Annotated in this window: 15 protein-coding genes; 10 read left to right on the top strand and 5 right to left on the bottom strand. The window is 47.3% G+C overall.

Annotated elements, in window-relative coordinates; genetic code table 11:
• Window positions 1-10 precede the first annotated feature (10 nt).
• On the top strand, window positions 11-1,855 hold the full coding sequence (locus tag ACFVQB_RS03310) for an IucA/IucC family protein (protein WP_379434992.1): 1,845 nt from the start codon (window positions 11-13) through the stop codon (window positions 1,853-1,855).
• Between the two features lie 176 nt (window positions 1,856-2,031).
• On the opposite strand, the gene ACFVQB_RS03305 is transcribed toward ACFVQB_RS03310, so the two are convergent.
• Both ACFVQB_RS03305 and ACFVQB_RS03300 read right to left on the bottom strand, forming a co-directional pair.
• Window positions 2,032-2,622 (bottom strand): GNAT family N-acetyltransferase, encoded by a 591-nt coding sequence (locus ACFVQB_RS03305; protein WP_379434991.1) that lies wholly within the window; start codon window positions 2,620-2,622, stop codon window positions 2,032-2,034.
• A gap of 5 nt (window positions 2,623-2,627) precedes the next feature.
• Window positions 2,628-3,074, bottom strand: a complete 447-nt coding sequence (locus ACFVQB_RS03300; RefSeq protein WP_379434990.1) for a RidA family protein — start codon at window positions 3,072-3,074, stop codon at window positions 2,628-2,630.
• A 366-nt stretch (window positions 3,075-3,440) separates the two neighbouring features.
• On the opposite strand from ACFVQB_RS03300, the gene ACFVQB_RS03295 reads away from it, so the two are divergent.
• Complete coding sequence (locus tag ACFVQB_RS03295; protein ID WP_379434989.1) at window positions 3,441-4,385, top strand: glycoside hydrolase family protein; 945 nt, start codon at window positions 3,441-3,443, stop codon at window positions 4,383-4,385.
• Between the two features lie 536 nt (window positions 4,386-4,921).
• Here ACFVQB_RS03295 and ACFVQB_RS03290 read toward each other — a convergent pair.
• Complete coding sequence (locus ACFVQB_RS03290) at window positions 4,922-5,806, bottom strand: AraC family transcriptional regulator (protein WP_379434988.1); 885 nt, start codon at window positions 5,804-5,806, stop codon at window positions 4,922-4,924.
• Between the two features lie 125 nt (window positions 5,807-5,931).
• Between ACFVQB_RS03290 and ACFVQB_RS03285 the strand changes: the two genes are divergently transcribed.
• The 7 genes from ACFVQB_RS03285 (at window position 5,932) to ACFVQB_RS03255 (ending at window position 15,637) form a co-directional block, all read left to right on the top strand.
• Window positions 5,932-7,221 carry a Gfo/Idh/MocA family oxidoreductase gene (locus tag ACFVQB_RS03285; RefSeq protein WP_379434987.1) on the top strand — a complete coding sequence of 430 codons (1,290 nt, stop codon included), beginning with the start codon at window positions 5,932-5,934 and terminating at the stop codon, window positions 7,219-7,221.
• Between the two features lie 108 nt (window positions 7,222-7,329).
• Entirely contained in the window at window positions 7,330-9,147 is a 1,818-nt protein-coding gene (locus tag ACFVQB_RS03280; RefSeq protein WP_379434986.1) for a cache domain-containing sensor histidine kinase, read from the top strand.
• A complete protein-coding gene (locus ACFVQB_RS03275; protein ID WP_379434985.1) occupies window positions 9,119-10,684 on the top strand; it encodes a response regulator in 1,566 nt (521 codons plus the stop codon). The genes ACFVQB_RS03280 and ACFVQB_RS03275 overlap by 29 nt, the downstream gene beginning before the upstream one ends.
• Before the next feature lie 122 nt (window positions 10,685-10,806).
• Window positions 10,807-11,721: a carbohydrate ABC transporter permease gene (locus tag ACFVQB_RS03270; protein WP_379436273.1), complete on the top strand. Its 915-nt coding sequence runs from the start codon at window positions 10,807-10,809 to the stop codon at window positions 11,719-11,721.
• 5 nt (window positions 11,722-11,726) lie between these two features.
• Window positions 11,727-12,566 carry a carbohydrate ABC transporter permease gene (locus tag ACFVQB_RS03265; protein WP_379434984.1) on the top strand — a complete coding sequence of 280 codons (840 nt, stop codon included), beginning with the start codon at window positions 11,727-11,729 and terminating at the stop codon, window positions 12,564-12,566.
• 80 nt (window positions 12,567-12,646) lie between these two features.
• On the top strand, window positions 12,647-13,963 hold the full coding sequence (locus ACFVQB_RS03260) for an ABC transporter substrate-binding protein (protein WP_379434983.1): 1,317 nt from the start codon (window positions 12,647-12,649) through the stop codon (window positions 13,961-13,963).
• A 27-nt stretch (window positions 13,964-13,990) separates the two neighbouring features.
• Window positions 13,991-15,637, top strand: coding sequence for an MGH1-like glycoside hydrolase domain-containing protein (locus ACFVQB_RS03255; RefSeq protein ID WP_379434982.1), 1,647 nt, complete (start codon window positions 13,991-13,993; stop codon window positions 15,635-15,637).
• A gap of 128 nt (window positions 15,638-15,765) precedes the next feature.
• On the opposite strand, the gene ACFVQB_RS03250 is transcribed toward ACFVQB_RS03255, so the two are convergent.
• Entirely contained in the window at window positions 15,766-16,110 is a 345-nt protein-coding gene (locus ACFVQB_RS03250; protein WP_113052456.1) for a hypothetical protein, read from the bottom strand.
• A 121-nt stretch (window positions 16,111-16,231) separates the two neighbouring features.
• Here ACFVQB_RS03250 and ACFVQB_RS03245 point away from each other — a divergent pair, with 121 nt between their 5' ends.
• A complete protein-coding gene (locus ACFVQB_RS03245) occupies window positions 16,232-16,630 on the top strand; it encodes a hypothetical protein (protein ID WP_379434981.1) in 399 nt (132 codons plus the stop codon).
• Here ACFVQB_RS03245 and ACFVQB_RS03240 read toward each other — a convergent pair.
• Window positions 16,614-16,751, bottom strand: a complete 138-nt coding sequence (locus ACFVQB_RS03240; protein ID WP_379434980.1) for a hypothetical protein — start codon at window positions 16,749-16,751, stop codon at window positions 16,614-16,616. The genes ACFVQB_RS03245 and ACFVQB_RS03240 overlap by 17 nt on opposite strands.
• Window positions 16,752-16,802 lie beyond the last annotated feature (51 nt).

The following is a 16,802-nucleotide window of genomic DNA, read 5'->3' as shown; positions in this document are numbered from 1 at the left end:
ATAATTCATTATGACCAAGGATAATATCACTATCGATCGATCCAGGCAGACTGCGTATCCTTCTGTAATTTCCCCAAGCGAACTTGCCCGTCAGGAGACGTTAAGCCGTATGTTGAACGCTTATCTTCGAGAAACCGAGCATCATGATCCTTTTGTTCGACTTGCCACCCGGCCAGATATTTCGCTGGTTATTGAGCTTCCTCGTACAGATCAGAGGATATATGGAAATCTGCTTCATCGTTCTGCCGCTGGACATCATGTCTATGGCGACAAGTTTCACATTGCAGAATCAGAAGAGGCACAGCCTGATGGTTGGATAGAGGTTTCTTTTGAACAAATAACGACGCTGTTACTCGATGAAATATCATCCGTAGAACCCAATCTTGAAGCCCGAATGTTGAAACGAACTGAACTAAAGAAGATGATTTACAACAGTTTGGAGCATATGACCTCCTATCTGAAGCATGCGATGAATACACCATCTCCTGTAACATTGGATTTCCGCTATCTGGAACAGGCACTGTTATGCGGTCATCCATTTCATCCAACTCCGAAAAGTCTGGAGGGCTTCAGTTCTTCGGATTCGCATGCCTATTCGCCAGAATTTGGCGTTAGCTTTCCTCTCAGTTGTTTTGCCGCAGCACCTGGACTCGTGTTGGAGGATTGGCTGGATACCGTGGATTATGGCAGTGAAGCGCCCTGGGTTCCTGCGGAAATGGCCGAGGCCGCCTGTAAGCACCTCCCTCCAGAAAACAGACATTACGTCCTCCTCCCGTGTCATCCTTGGCAGGCTGCCTATTTGCGGACACTTGAACCTGTAAAGTCCTTATTACAGCAAGGCACATTGATAGATCTGGGCTCTACCGGACCTTCCGTCTATCCTACCTCATCGGTGCGCACGGTTTGGAATCCGAAGGATGGCTGTTTCTACAAGCTGTCTCTTCATATTCGAATTACAAACTTTATTCGCGAGAACAATGAAGAGCAGATGCTTCGCACGTTGGATGCCTCCAGAATTGTACAGCAGATTCAGGATCGCTGGACATCAGAGAAATTTCAGATTTTGCTGGAAAAAGGCTACCGTACCTTGAAGGTACCGGAAATACATTCGTCCACTCAGGATGCGCTGATTTCCGGATTCTCCATGATCCTGCGCGAAGCACCAGCGTCTTGCCGCTCTGCTTCAGGGGCGCCTTATGTCGTGGCCTCTCTAATGGAGGTGCTTCCCGGAGAAACAGAACCATTGTTGTTCCGGGCTGTCCGGGAAAGTCTCCAATCATCTTCGTCGCCGGATCATGTACATGATGCGAGGGTGCAGACAGACTGGTATGAATGGCTTCATCAATATCTGGAGTTATCCATGGTTCCACTTGTGGAGTTGTATGCCGAGACAGGCATTAGTCTGGAAGCTCATGTACAGAATTCCATGCTGCGTCTTGAAGATGGCATGCCTGCCGCTTTTGTGGTCAGGGATCTGGAGGGCATCAGTGTCAATAGAGCCTTAGCGGAACAGCAAGGTTGGATCGATCACGTAGTCAACGCCAACAGTCCTGTCCTGTATACCGAGGAAGAATCACGTCATCGATTGAAATATTATTTCTTTGTCAATCACCTCAGTCATGTGGTGCAGCGCCTTGCTTACAATACAGGTCAACAGGAACAGCCTTACTGGAGAGTAGTGAGAAATACGTTAGAGGAGCTTCAAAAAAAGACAAGCGAATCCTCGCACATCAACGACGTCATTCGTGATCTCTTGACCACCGAGACGTTACCGGCCAAAGCCAATATGCTCAGCCGGTTCCACCAACGTGGTGAGACGCCGCTATACGTCAACATTCCGAATCCAATGAAGTAAGGAGATTCCTTTTATCTGCTCCAATTCATTCAGCAGGTCATTAAGCAGTACCTTCCGCCTCCAATATTTGCCTAGCAAAAAACGGCCCTGGAGAACAACACAACATGTTCTTCCAGAAGCCGTTTCTTTCTTTCAAATCATTTTCCGATCCATTTCTTATCTCAACTCAAACTATTTTATTCGAACTCATCTCCTCTTACCTTGGCAAACACCATCATATCCACTAGCGTACCTGTACTGTCACGCCGCATCTTGCGCAGTACACCTTCAAGAGTATAGCCTGCGCGCTCAGCCACTTTGGCACTTCGCACATTGCGTGCATCACAGCGGATTTCCAGTCGATTGGCCTCCAGATAAGTTATTGCGAACTGCTCAATACCTCTGACCGCTTCCGTCATGAGACCCTCACCGACACGCGAAGTTCTAATCCAGTAACCGATCTCAAAACAGCGTGCATTCCAGTCTATTCGATGCAGTCCGCTGCTGCCCACGAATTCATCCGTAAATCTGTCACGTAAATGAAGCATCATGTCCGTACGCTCCAGAAATTGCAGCCTGGCTTTGCGAGCATTCTCTTCCGATTCTTCCAGTGAAGGTATGTTCTCGGCAAAAGGCAGCCACAAACGCAACTGCTCCGCACTTTCACGGATTGCCTCATTCACTGCCGCTCCATCTCCCCACTGCGGTGCACGAATAGTCAAACGCGGTGTATCGAAACTTTCGGGAAAAGACAGCATTAACGGATTCATTGAAGCGGGATTGGTCATGAACTCTACTCCTCCACTTGGAAAATCGAGTCAATGATCAGCGGCAAGTTATCCCTCACGGATACAGCACCAAATACGGAACGGGCGTGCACGCCCTGTTCTCCGAACACATCCAGCATCAGATCCGAGAACCCGTTTAACACTTTATGGTGCTCCTCGTACGAGGCGGTGGCATTGATGAACCCCTGCACTTTGACCACCCGCTTCACCCGATCCAGTGAACCAAGCACTTCCTGAACGACAGCCAACACCTCGATGGCAGCATTTCGGGCAAATTCATATCCCTGCTCCGTCGTAAACTGCTCCCCGAGTTTGCCACGCTCTATCGTATCCGGCCCTTTACCGGACACATACATGATTCCATTTACAATCACCGCATTGGTATACTTTGCTGCCGGCGTACTTGCTTGGGGCAATACAATGCCCAATTCGTCCAATCTGGTCTGTATCATCGGCTTCTCCTTTATGTACAAAATGTCCTTACAAGCTATCAATCTTTCAATTTATTCCTAATTTAGTTAAATCTCAATATACGCCGGTTGCTCCTGAACCGCAAGATGCAAATTGGGCTGAACGGAGATTTTCGTTCTATATAAGTCATTAATTACATTTCGAATGTCGATCTGCATGAATTACTCCAGACTACAATACAAGGGTACATGTTACCATGATAAATTCAATGAATAGGTTTATTAAATTAATAAATATATAAATCCTTCATTATTGGAAACGTTACATTGTAATTTCAAATCATTTCTTTTACGATAGAAGTAATGATTCTCAAAATCAATGGAATTGAATAAAAGGAGGAATCAATCATGAGTGCACCATTGTTTCGTGATCCCATCTTTGATGGGGCTGCTGATCCGGTCGTTGTGTGGAATCGTTCCGAGCAAACCTGGTGGATGATCTATACGAATCGCAGAGCCACAGCCGGAGGGCCAAAGTTCGCCTGGGTGCATGGCACTGATCTGGGCGTAGCTTCTTCAGCTGACGGTGGACAGACATGGACATATCGAGGTACGTTAACCGGGTTGGAGCATGAATGGGGACATAATACATTCTGGGCACCCGAAATTTTCTGGCATGAAGGCACGTATCACATGTATGTCAGTTACATTCAAGGGGTGCCTCATGACTGGGCGGGACATGATCGGCACATTTTACATTACACCAGTACGGATCTGCTCTCTTGGACATTCCATGGCAAACTGGAACTTAGCTCGGATCGAGTCATTGATGCGTGTATATACCCGCTGCCGAATAGAAAATTCCGGATGTGGTACAAGGATGAAGCTCATTCATCCCATACCTACGCAGCAGACAGCCCGGATCTCTATCATTGGGAAGTCATCGGACCGGTCATTACAGGACGTGCGCATGAAGGGCCGAACGTATTTCGTTTCCGTGATTCGTATTGGATGATTGTTGACGAATGGAGAGGACAGGCCGTTTACAAATCAGATGACCTGGAGCATTGGCAATGGAACAGTCTGATTCTCGACCAGCCGGGGAACCGTGAGGATGATGGTGTAATCGGTTTGCATGCAGATGTCATCGTACAGGATGATGAAGCCTATATCTTTTATTTTACCCACCCGGACCGGACCGAAGGTATCGATCATGCCAGCGAACCCGCACGCCGTTCCTCCATTCAAGCCGCACGCCTCGATGTGATTAATGGTGTGATGGTCTGTCCAAGGGATGAAGAATTACAGATGAGGTTGCGTCCAGAGAACGATACAAATCATATTTCGGTTTGAGCGGCGTTATCCATAACGTGAGATTTAAACTCAGTTATACAACGACATAATAAAGGACCTGAACCAATGACTGCGCTCGCAGGATTGCTCAGGTTCTTTTTTTACATGTTTGCCTTCGGATCGCGATTTATCAAGAATCCCCTTCCTGTATTTACCTATAGGTTTAACGTGTCGTTGCATGTTATGATGTAGAACTCCATTTTCAAAATGGGAAAATACTAAATACATAAACAAGGACGTATTAACAGATGAAACAAACCTGAGCATCTATACGAACAATATGAAGAACGCTTTCGAATATTATGGGCTCATTACTAATATGATCGATGGAACAGCACAAAGGTTATATACTGAGCGAAGTGATCTTTTCCATCAGTACTGGCACGTGGTCCCTCCAGACTATGCGAAGCTTTCATTGAAAGAACTACAAAAGATAAGTGACAAAACAAGCATCATTATTAAAGGATTCCAACGATTGAAATAAACATGATAAAGCTTGTTCCATATCTTGACTATAATCTATATCGCAGTCCACCCTATTTCAGCACTCCCTTGGGACCTGCTTCTCTAAACTGCTGCCGATATGTCCTCGGTGACACCTGAACCGTCCGTTTGAACATCTTCCCGAAATGAGAAAAATTGCTGAATCCCGCTCGCAGAGCGATCTCCGTTATGGAATCCTCGCTATCACGCAGCAAGCGCTGCGCCTCTTTCACCCGAAGCAGATTAAGGTAATCGCTGAACGTGAAACCTGTGGTCTGTTTGAACAGGCGGCTGAGATAATGGGGACTAATTCGAAATAATGCAGCAACCTCAGGCAGCGCTAAATCCTGCTGATAGTTATCGTTGAGATAACGCACCACTGCTTGTGCCTTGGGATGCAGAACCGGCTCACTGTAGGCCGAGTGCACGGTGCCCAGATGTTTGTTACGGTAAGCGAACAACAGCAGTTCAACGGATCGGTGACGCAGCAGCAGGCTGCTTCCAGCTCTGGTATGGACCATCTCATCAATCATTTCACTGACCATTCGGTCCGCAGTTTCACTTACCTGTGAAGGAAGCCTCAGAATGGGAATATCCCAGTCGAATGGCTCCTTTAGCCCCTTAGCCAGCTCCGGTAAAATGGCCAATTCGGTGAACAGCTCTGGCTTGATATACAGAACAATCCGATCATGGTCAGGCCTTCCACTCTCCATCGTTTTATGAACTGTATTTCGATTGATGAATACAAAGTCTCCAGCTTTGACCCGATAGGTTCGGTCCTTGATGAAATATAAGCGCTCACCCGATAGCAGGTAGTACAGCTCATAATGATCATGCAGATGGTCATCGGTCATGGAGAAATATCCAATGCGGCGATCATATTCGATATTCAAATATCCGGTGGGATCATGGTAATCCGCTCGAAATGTCTGTATCATGCAGCTGCCCCCTTTAGTTGAATTATAGCAAAATAAGCGGTATTTGAAAGCGATTACGCACAAAAAGCGGCGAAAGAAGTGCTTCCTTGTTATAGTCTAGAGCTATATTCAAGGAGGCGATAGACATGAGTAATAAAAAACGCTACGTATTGGTCGGAACAGGCGGCCGTGCTGAATTTTTCTATGGCGCATTAGCCCAAAATTTCAGGGAAACATCCGAACTTGCAGCTTTTTGCGATATTAACCAGAGCCGAATGAATTACGCCAATCAGCTGCTAAGGGAAAAATATAAATACGATGAGATACCTACTTATCCTGCGGATCAATTCGATCAGATGATTGAGAACGAGAAGCCTGATTTCGTCATTGTAACCAGTGTCGACCGCACCCATCACAAATACATCATTCGCGCAATGGAGCTTGGCTGTGATGTTGTGACCGAGAAGCCCATGACCATCGATGAACACAAATGTCAGGATATTCTTGATGCTGTCAAACGGACTGGACAAAATATACGCGTCACCTTTAACTACCGCTATGCGCCGCACCATACCAAGATACGGGAACTGATTCAGAATGACACGATCGGGAAAGTGACTTCGGTTCACTTCGAATGGCTGCTGAATACGCGCCACGGTGCAGATTACTTCCGCCGCTGGCATCGGGATAAACGCAATAGTGGCGGACTGCTCGTACACAAATCCACCCATCACTTCGACTTGGTCAATTTCTGGATCGGTTCGCAACCTGAGACCGTTTTCGCATTCGGAGATCTCATGTATTATGGTAGAGAGAACGCAGAGGAACGAGGCGTAACCCAGTTCTACAATCGTGCAACAGGCAACCCGCTTGCGAAAGAGGACCCTTTCGCCCTACACCTGGATTCGGATGCACATCTCAAAGCCATGTATCTGGATGCTGAGCCAGAAGACGGCTACCAGCGAGATCAAAGCGTATTCGGAGATGGCATCAACATTGAGGATACGATGGGCGTTCTTGTCCAGTATCAGAATAAAGCTATTTTGACCTATTCACTGGTTGCATACCAGCCGTGGGAAGGTTATCGCATCGCCATTAACGGCACTAAAGGCCGGATCGAAATGAATATTGTGGAACAATCCTACGTTAACTCGCTGGGTGACAAAAATCTTGAAGGTGCATTGATTGGGAAAACACTGCGTGTCCTTCCCATGTTCGATGCCCCGTACGAGGTTCAGGTAGAGGAGAAAGAAGGCGGCCATGGCGGAGGCGATCCTGTACTTCTGAATGATCTGTTCGGAGAGCCTGCGGAAGATCCATACCATCGCGCTGCCAACCAATTGGATGGAGCGAGATCCATCCTCACCGGAATTGCAGCCAACCGTGCCATCGCAACTGGCTTGCCTGTTCGCATCAACAATCTGGTTCGTTTCTAGGAATGCAAGGCCTCTCCAACCACATTTAATTAAAGGCTGCGTATATTACGCAGTCTTTTTTCACATTTTGACGACGGCCTTGACGTCTATTTTTTTAAGGAGGTATCCATGTTTTTCTCATTAAAAAGCCGCCTGATTGCCTTTATCGTTGTGCTCTTCGTTCTCTGTTTTGGCACACTCTCCTTCCTACTCTTCAAGGAGTCACGCACCGTAATTCGTTCCTACATTGAATCCTCTGCTCTTGAGAAGATGGAGGAATACGGCTCCTATGTCGATATGGTTCAAATGCAGATCTATGATGTAGCCTCTCTCGTCTTCAACAGCGATACCGCCAAAAACTGGGATAACGCGATAAGTGACCCCAACCTTCCTGAAGGGGAAAAGATGCTTGTCAATCTGGCAATGAGCCGTTTTCTGACCCAGGCTACGAACAGCTACACCAGTATCTCCGATGTATCCTTCTATCGACGAAATGGGCTGCGGATTGGCAGTGAGAATCAAGTAGACACCGACCCTATCTTTTTGCAGGAATCATGGTACAAAAATTTCTTCATTTCGGGGAATCACTGGCTGCCTGCACATACCGATCAACATGAAAGCATTAGGAATCATGGCAACCCGGTCGTTAGCCTGCTGATGCCCATTGGGACCTTTCACCATGCTACAGCCCAGAATGTGATGAAAATTAATGTCAGCGAATCTTACTTTCTGGAACCGCTTAACCGAATCCATCTGGCCGAGAGCAGCACTATTTTTCTGCTGAGCGAACAAGGAAACCCTATTCTTTCACAACAGGCCAATCAGCTTGGTGCCGAAGCCTTAGCAGAAATCGATCAGATTCGGAACAACTCGCTCAAATCGGGTGTGGTGTACCTGAACAACGATGAAGGACAGCGTGACATTCTGGTATACAAAAAGCTGGGGCGTACGGGCTGGATGCTGGCTGGTCTGGCACCGGAAAAAGAGCTGTATTCTTCTCTTCACAAACTTCAGAGTACCATTCTGGTGGTCACCATTGTTCTCATTCTCGTCTCTTTGTTTGCCGCAGCCTGGCTCTCTTATGGCGTCACCAAACCTTTAACACGACTGGTACTGGCTATGAGACAGGTACAGCGCGGCGCATTCGATCAGGCAGAGTCCCTTCTGCCTCCGGACAAAAATGTAAAAAGCGAAGTCAGTTATGTCATCTCCACTTTCCGCTACATGATCAGCCGATTGCGACAGCACATCCAGAATGAATTCGAGCTGAAGCTGCTCCGCCAGCAAGCGGAGTATAAAGCGTTGCTCATGCAGATTAATCCTCATTTTATGTTTAACACGCTGGAACTGGTGAGCAGTCTCGCTATGCAGCGGCGAACTGATGATACGGTTCAGGTCATTGAGGATCTGGGCAAAATGATGCGATTTTCCATGAATACAAGTGACGACAGGGTACAGCTTGCAGAGGAACTGGCTTATATCCGCCACTATATCTCCATTCTGCAAACCCGTTTCGGTCATAAGCTGGACATTACTCTGACACAGGAAGGCAAGCTGGATTCCCTGGTCATCATCAAATTTATCCTTCAGCCGCTGATTGAGAATGCCGTCAAATACAGCTTCCAACACCAGACAACCGCCGAAGTACACATCCGGATCTCCAGACGAAATAACCGCCTGCATTTCAACATTTCAGACAATGGGCATGGTATTTCAGCCGAAATCATCCAGAAACTGCACGATCCTGTTGAAGCATCTCAACTGGAACCTCTCTTACGAAGCCAAAGCTGGCACATTGGACTTGGAAATGTGGTTGCACGCTGCCGCTTGCATTACGGAAGTCTGTTTGCCATTCAGATCGAGAACGGAGAACGTAACGGCACGTCTATTGAACTGATTCTACCCGCACAGGAGGAATATGATGTACAACGTATTGATCGCAGATGACGAGATCGAGGTTCGAGAAGGACTAAAATTGAAAGTGAACTGGAAAGACATGGGCTTTGTCATTTCAGGTGAAGCGGCAAACGGCATCGAAGCCGAAGCGCTTCTGAAAGCTGAACATTATGACTTGTTAATTACTGACATGAACATGCCTGTCATGGATGGTGTTCATTTGCTGGACATTTGCCGAAGCCTTAATCCTTCCATTCAGATTATGATCATCACTGGATATGAAGATTTCCACTATGCCAGAGCAGGTGTGCGCAGCCAGGCCATGGACTATTTGCTAAAGCCTGTAACCCGGGATGAACTAAAATCCACTTTAAGTAAAATCAAAGAGGAGTTGGATAAAAAGAAACAGCTGCACGGCGATTCCGAAATGATGCAATGGCGTCTCTCCCAGTATTACAAAGAAATGAAGCAACGTTTCCTGCTTGATCTTGTTAGGGGACAACGCCTCCCACCTTCTTCACTGCCAGAGCGAATGCGGCTGTTTCATCTGGAATCCTGGCAGGATCACAGCGTCTGTATCATCACGGCTGGTATGCGAGACTCCGTTATACAGACTGTTTCAGTGGGACGTGTTTCCGAAACGCTCCATCTTCCCTTTGAGCTGCTTTGTCACGAAATGGCCCAGTCTTATCCAGATAACGTGCAAGTGTTCCATGACGGAGCCCACCCTGGAATTATGCATTTCATAACTTTGGAAGGTATTCAGCACGAATTTGCTCAGCAGATCACAGCACAGACCCGCTCTATCTTAAAGATAGATGTACAAGTTGGATTGGGGTTGTCCGTATCTGGGCTTGAGCGCTGGAAAGAAGGTTATATTCACTCCCTATTGGCATGGAACTCTGCTGGACGCAAAGATGCACAGAATCGTGTGCCCGTAGTAGATCATATTCCATTACTGCCAGAGGAAACCAACCGCATGCTGCATCGTTGCCTCATTCGTGGAGAGTTGGATTCCTTCCGCAGCGTGATTCGAAAGGAGCTTGCTGACTCATTTCAAATATCCACTTCCCATATGATTCGATGCCTTTTTCAAATTTCATTATTGTTCGAACAGGAATCCTCGTGGATTTCCCCGGAATGGGTGCTCTGGCTAAAGACTCCAGGCCAGGCAGAACTGCTGCTGATACATTGGGCGGAAGATTTCGTGAAGCAACAGCAGCCATCCGAGGTTGGAGAAGATACGGTCATTGAATCAGCCAAACGATATATCGAGGAAAATTACATGCTGGAACTGACATTAACTTCGTTAGCTGAGCAATATAACTACAACCCTACCTATTTTTCAGAGATATTCAAAGAAGCTGCCGGCATCTCTTTTATTCAATATGTAACGGAAGTTCGAATGAAACATGCCCTACGTCTTCTGAGGGAGACCCAACTAACCGTTTGGGATGTTACAGAGTTGACAGGCTTCCGTTCGCCAAGTTATTTCAGTTCAAAATTCAAAAAAATGTTCAACCTGAGTCCCTCGGACTATCGCTTGCTGCATTCCGAAAAAATTGATAACCATGATCCGAAGAAATGAGATTCCTGCTTCTCCCCCTCCCCGGTATGATGAGTTTACCAAGAGAATCACCGCAAATATTGTAAGCGGATTCAATTTTGGGGTGATCACGAATTTACATCCATCCTGAAGGGAGGCCTATGATGAGAAAGCTGTCCAAGCCGTTATACGGTCAGCAGAATATGACAGCCTATTTGTTTCTGCTGCCCTGGCTCATCGGACTTTTCTGTCTGACACTCGGACCGATGGTTGCATCGCTCTACCTGTCCTTGACGAAATTTAATTTGTTATCATCACCCACGTGGACGGGGCTCAGCAACTATGTCCAGATTTTTACCGAAGACGATACCTTTCGCAGATCTTTGGGACTAACGTTTTATTATGTATTTCTATCCGTTCCGCTTAGGCTTGCCTTTGCCCTACTGGTGGCGATGGCGCTGAACAAAGGGATTCGGGGACTCGGCTTATACCGGACCGTGTATTACATCCCTTCCCTATTGGGAGGCAGCGTCGCTATTGCGATCGTCTGGCGTCAGATTTTCGAGGGAAGTGGTTTGGTCAACCAGTTTTTGAGCTGGTTTGGAATTACCGGACCGGCCTGGATTGCCCATCCCGATTATGTGGTCTACACGATCGTCACGCTCTCTGTATGGCAATTTGGTTCGGCCATGGTTATCTTCCTGGCTGGCCTAAAGCAAATTCCAGCCGATTTATATGAAGCTTCGGACGTCGACGGGGCCGGAAAGGTGCGCCAATTCTTCGGCATCACACTCCCGATGCTCTCGCCTGTTATTTTTTTCAACCTGATCATGAGCATGATCAATTCGTTTCAAGCCTTTACACCCGCTTATGTTATCGGGGATGGACGCGGAGGCCCGCTCGACGCCACAATGTTCTATACCTTGTACCTGTATCTGAAAGGCTTCTCGTTCTTTGATATGGGTTATGCTTCGGCCCTGGCGTGGATCATGCTGGTCATTATCGGGGTATTCACCGCAATCGTCTTTCTCACCTCGAAATTCTGGGTGTTCTACGGCGACAATCAGGAAGGGAGATAGTGCACATGCCATTAAAGCGACGTTTGGTTCAAGCCGGGAGGCATGCCGCCATTATCCTCTTCGGTCTACTGATGTTGTATCCGGTGTTATGGTTAATTCTCAGTTCATTTAAACCGAATCATCTCATCTTCACGAGTAGCAGCCTGATTCCAACCAGCTTCACCCTCGATCATTTTGTGAATGGCTGGAAAGGATTGCAAGGGGTGTCTTTTGGCCGCTTCTTCGGCAACTCGGCGCTGATCTCAGTCATGAGTGTGCTGGGAAATGTGATCTCTTGCTCCCTTGCAGCCTACGCCTTTTCCAGATTGGAGTTCAAGTTCAAAGGCCTGTGGTTCAGCATTATGCTGGTCACAATCATGCTTCCTTACCATGTAACCCTGGTACCTCAGTACATCCTATATAACGAGCTGCATTGGATTAATACGTATTTCCCGCTCATTCTGCCCAAGTGGTTGGCGCAAGATTCCTTCTTCATTCTGCTCATGGTTCAATTCATCCGTGGTATCCCACGGGAGCTGGACGAGAGTGCAACCATTGACGGTTGTGGGCAGTCGCAGATTTTTTTCAGAATCGTGGTGCCTCTTCTTGTTCCTGCACTGATCACAACAGCGATCTTCACCTTCATCTGGAGCTGGGATGACTTCTTTAGCCAGATGATCTACTTGAGCAAAATTGATTTGTTTACCGTACAGCTTGGGATTCGGTCGTTGTTCGATCCATCGGGACAATCGGATTGGGGCGCACTGCTCGCCATGTCCACGCTGTCTCTGCTGCCTGTGACCGTTATCTTTCTGGTATTTCAGCGTTATTTTCTAGAGGGAATTGCAACGACTGGGCTGAAGTGATTACGAAAATACCTGTCCAGACGCAATAAGTGTACAACAGATATTATGTTTTTCATTATCCATTGTCAGGGGGATTTCTCATGTTCAAACGATTAATGATCACTGTTATAGCTTCACTCCTGTTATTGGTAACTGCCTGCTCTGGAACGGATCATACCGGCGCTGATGAGCAGACAGAAACGAAGACCGCGGAAGACGGGCAAGTCGAATTGCGCATGATGTGGTGGGGCGATCAAAAACGGGCAGAACTTACGAATGAAGCCCTGAAGGTTTTTCAGGAGAAACATCCGAATATTAAAATTGTAGGTGAATTTGCGCCTTCCTCCGGATATTTTGACAAGTTGAATACACAGTTGGCATCAGGCACAGCACCGGATATTTTCTTCCTTGGAGGTAATGTGGTTGACTATGCCAAGAAGGATGTGCTTTTGAACCTGGACCCTTATGTCGGTAGTGAACTGAATCTGGATGGCATGGATGCCACTATGGTTGAGTATGGGCGTCTTGATGGAAAGCTTCAGCATATTTCCGCTGGTGCGAATGCACGGGGCATTGTCGTTAATCAGGCGCTGTTCGATCAAGCGGGAATCCCTTTGCCCGCTTCGGATTGGACTTGGGAAGATTATGCTGCAATCAGCAAAGAGCTGTCCGACAAACTCGGCAAGGGCTATTATGGAACCTATAATTTCACGGTTGACGGTATGGACATCTTTTTGAAACAACGCGGCAAACAGCTATATGATATGAAGAACGGCACGCTTGGATTTGCAAAAGAAGACATTTTGGAATGGTTCACTTACTGGGAGCAGGCTTCCAAATCCGGAGGTGTGGTCACGCCTGAATTGCAGGTTTCCAATCCACCGGATGATACGAGTAAATCCTTGCTTATTACGGGCAAGGCGGCTATGAGCCTGCTTCCTTCGAATCAACTGGCTGCTTTCCAGAGTCTCACGGAAGATAAGTTAATTCTTTTGCCTGTACCAAGGGGACCAAAAGGGACTGGGGTTGTATTTGAATCCAGTCAGGGGTTGTCCGGTTATGCGAATACCAAACATGCAAAAGAAGTCGCGATCCTGATGGATTTCTGGATTAATGATCCGGACGCAGCCCAAATTCTCGGCAACGACCGCGGCGTGCCCGTTACGGAAGCCAACCGCAATCTGCTTCAGCAAGAAGCGGGACCTGTTGAGGAGATCGTATATAATTACACCAGCTTTGTATCTGAAGCTACGAGAACGGAGCCTTTTGACGTGAGCTATAATCCTCCGGGATTCGCTGAATTCTCCAAGCTGGCCCAGACAACCAACCAGGAAATCGGCTTTGGCCGAAAAAGTGTGGAGCAAGCTGTGACTGACTTCTATAATGGCACCGTTCGAATTTTTGAATCCAATCAATAAATAACCGCTAGCTACAAGGAGGTCGACATGACAGAAGCCCTGCTGAACAAGCTGCGACAGATCTCGATTCACGATCATGTGCAGCTTGGTAAACCGGAAGATCAAAAGGTAATACAGGAATGGCAGGCGTCGGGTGTTCGATTCGCGGCATCCGGCGGACGACTGGAAGGGACTTATTATTCCGCATTGGAGAAGTTACTCACTTGCATTGTGTCCCTGAACGGCAGTGAGCCCATTCTTCAGGAAGGTGGCATCTATCTGGGTTGCTGGCTGGAGAGTACGGGCACCATTAATGCGGAGCTGCTGTCACGTCTGATTCCTTCCGTATCGGAAACGACCTATCTCGCTTTTGCCCGACACCAAAGAGAAGATGGATTGCTGCCTTATAAGCTAACGGAGAACGGTCCTTCCTTTCGCCAGATTCAGCTTGTTACACCATTGGCACGAAGCGTATGGAACCACTACCAGCTTCATGGAAAGAACCGCTCCTTCCTCAAGACCATGTACAAGGCCATGGTACAATACGACGAATGGATTGCGACGTATCGCAATACCCGAGGGACCGGCTGTGTGGAGGCATTCAGCACCTTTGATACCGGGCATGATCTGTCCCCACGGTTCTGGCATGTCCCGGATACACCATATATGAATGATGCCGCGTCCTACCATCCGGACTCTCCACTCCTGCCTTTGTTGGCACCAGACTTAACCGCCAATATATATTGCCAGCGCATGTATTTATCCCGAATGGCTGAGGAACTTGGGGAGTCAGGTGGTGATTGGATAGCAAAAGCTGAAGCCAGTCTGGAAAGTCTCTTCCGCTACTGTTATGACGAAGAGGATATGTTCTTCTACGACCGGGATCGCAATGACAAATTGGTCAGGGTACAGTCCGATGTGCTGCTGCGCGTGATGGCCTGCGAAGTGGGCGACCATGAATTGTTTGATCACATGCTGAGCCAGTATTTGCTGAATACAAGCAAGTTTTTTGCCAAATACCCGTTTACCTCCATGTCGATGGATGATCCACGGTTCGATCCGTTTTCTTCTTATAACAGCTGGGGTGGGGCATCCAACTTCCTGAGTCTGATCCGTGCACCACATGCATTCGAATATCACCATCGCTATGTGGAATTGACCTGGGTGCTGCAACCCATCCTGTCGTCCCTTTCCAAAGCAAAACGCTTTGCGCAGGCTTTAAGCCCGTGGACCGGGGAGGAAGGTTTTACTGAAACCTACTCCCCCTCCATCCTATGCCTGCTTGATTATGTGGAACGGTTATGCGGCATCATGCCGGTTGGATCGGACCAACTGTGGTTTACCGGTCTTCTCCCCATCGACATGGATCATGGCGAAGAAGTAGCTGGTCATACGGCGTACAGCCGCACGATGAATGGACTGCATTTTGAATTGGTGAACACACCAGAACGGGTAACGGTATATCAGGATGGTAAGGTTCTTATAGAAGGACCAGCAGGAATTCGATTAATTATGGATCGCAGTGGACATTTGGAAGGCGTAATCGGAATGAGCGTGCGCACGATTGAGGGTGAACTGATCTATCGAGGAAAATCCATTCCGATTCGAATCAAAGGAAATGAACTCCAGCGGTATATTGAGGGAAGCTTGAAAACAGAACGGGATATCGGCATCATCTATCCTTCCTATCACTAGTGCGTTTCCCGATGAATAGTTGCAACACCAAAAGCGCAAGTGGCAGGGGTATCTCCCTTGTACTTGCGCTTTTGCGCTTTTACGATTTTAATATCCTAATGGAGTGCCCACGAAAATGAACCTTTCGCTTATGCTTTCCGCTCCCACGCAGGGTGGCGATAGAACTCAATCGTATCTATATAGTTCACCGTGTACTTCTGTTCAACTTCCGACAGCTCCAGCAGCTTTCTGTCCATTTGTTTCAAACCCATGACCACATCATGCCGGAGAAGGTCCATTGCAATTTTGCCCACAAAACCGCCTTCCATTTCTTTATGTTTATTCCGAAATTCTTCATTATAGATCAGTTCCGGTGTAAAAGATGCTTCAACAAATGCGTTGACGAGCGTAAGTTCATTACCCTCCATCTGTACCGCGATATAATAGTTGCCACGTTCATCCCGAATGAGGTCTTTATACATTTCCACGTTCATCTGAATCACTCCCTATATCTTAAGTTGTACCATCATCATGAGTAACATGGGCGCCATTTTGCTCACCTCTGGCCCTCGCCCATTCATATAGTAGGTATAAATGGCGAACGGAGGATTGCTTATGAATTGGCACCAACTTCATACAGGAAAAACACTTCAGCAGCGTCTGGCCGAGTTTCAGGGACATCTGGCAGAACTGAATGCTCCATTATCCGGTCTGGAACCTGGAATCATTAGAAAAGTATTTCCGCGCAATTTTATCAAAGTCAATCGGCAGTTATTTATTCCACTCAGTTTGTTTTCCATTCGTGTATTTGACGTACCACGAGCACGGCGAGGCATACGGGTAGGCATCCGCACGGTATTCCCATCTGGGAACGCATTTAATAATATCCGACTTGTTGGTGTTGGACTGGATTACATTGAACTGCAGGGAAAAGGTAAATTCTCCTCACGTATTCTCTTTCCGCTAACTCAGGTCGAATCGATCTATCGTCCAACGACTAAAAAGAAGAAATAATGAGACCAGGCATCGCTGAATTCATACCTGTGCCTGCCATCGCCCGGTTAGAGATACGATTCACATCTTGGGTCAACCCCATGTCATGATATGCATATTGCTCTTCCCTAGTATAACTCATAGGTGCATTAGTCTGCTCGGATATTGTGCCATAGCAAAAAGCGGTGAGCAC

It is taken from the genome of Paenibacillus sp. NPDC057886, from assembly GCF_042796655.1.
In the GTDB taxonomy this organism is placed as follows: domain Bacteria; phylum Bacillota; class Bacilli; order Paenibacillales; family Paenibacillaceae; genus Paenibacillus.
Note: the sequence above shows the minus strand (reverse complement) of the source record. Positions and strands in the feature narration are given on the sequence as shown.

What these genes read in the sequence shown, in the direction of transcription:
- ACFVQB_RS03310 (WP_379434992.1), top strand. Translation starts at nt 11, where the DNA reads ATGACCAAGGATAATATCACTATCGATCGATCCAGGCAGACTGCGTAT.
- ACFVQB_RS03305 (WP_379434991.1), bottom strand. Translation starts at nt 2,622, where the DNA reads ATGACCAATCCCGCTTCAATGAATCCGTTAATGCTGTCTTTTCCCGAA.
- ACFVQB_RS03300 (WP_379434990.1), bottom strand. Translation starts at nt 3,074, where the DNA reads ATGATACAGACCAGATTGGACGAATTGGGCATTGTATTGCCCCAAGCA.
- ACFVQB_RS03295 (WP_379434989.1), top strand. Translation starts at nt 3,441, where the DNA reads ATGAGTGCACCATTGTTTCGTGATCCCATCTTTGATGGGGCTGCTGAT.
- ACFVQB_RS03290 (WP_379434988.1), bottom strand. Translation starts at nt 5,806, where the DNA reads ATGATACAGACATTTCGAGCGGATTACCATGATCCCACCGGATATTTG.
- ACFVQB_RS03285 (WP_379434987.1), top strand. Translation starts at nt 5,932, where the DNA reads ATGAGTAATAAAAAACGCTACGTATTGGTCGGAACAGGCGGCCGTGCT.
- ACFVQB_RS03280 (WP_379434986.1), top strand. Translation starts at nt 7,330, where the DNA reads ATGTTTTTCTCATTAAAAAGCCGCCTGATTGCCTTTATCGTTGTGCTC.
- ACFVQB_RS03275 (WP_379434985.1), top strand. Translation starts at nt 9,119, where the DNA reads ATGATGTACAACGTATTGATCGCAGATGACGAGATCGAGGTTCGAGAA.
- ACFVQB_RS03270 (WP_379436273.1), top strand. Translation starts at nt 10,807, where the DNA reads ATGAGAAAGCTGTCCAAGCCGTTATACGGTCAGCAGAATATGACAGCC.
- ACFVQB_RS03265 (WP_379434984.1), top strand. Translation starts at nt 11,727, where the DNA reads ATGCCATTAAAGCGACGTTTGGTTCAAGCCGGGAGGCATGCCGCCATT.
- ACFVQB_RS03260 (WP_379434983.1), top strand. Translation starts at nt 12,647, where the DNA reads ATGTTCAAACGATTAATGATCACTGTTATAGCTTCACTCCTGTTATTG.
- ACFVQB_RS03255 (WP_379434982.1), top strand. Translation starts at nt 13,991, where the DNA reads ATGACAGAAGCCCTGCTGAACAAGCTGCGACAGATCTCGATTCACGAT.
- ACFVQB_RS03250 (WP_113052456.1), bottom strand. Translation starts at nt 16,110, where the DNA reads ATGAACGTGGAAATGTATAAAGACCTCATTCGGGATGAACGTGGCAAC.
- ACFVQB_RS03245 (WP_379434981.1), top strand. Translation starts at nt 16,232, where the DNA reads ATGAATTGGCACCAACTTCATACAGGAAAAACACTTCAGCAGCGTCTG.
- ACFVQB_RS03240 (WP_379434980.1), bottom strand. Translation starts at nt 16,751, where the DNA reads ATGAGTTATACTAGGGAAGAGCAATATGCATATCATGACATGGGGTTG.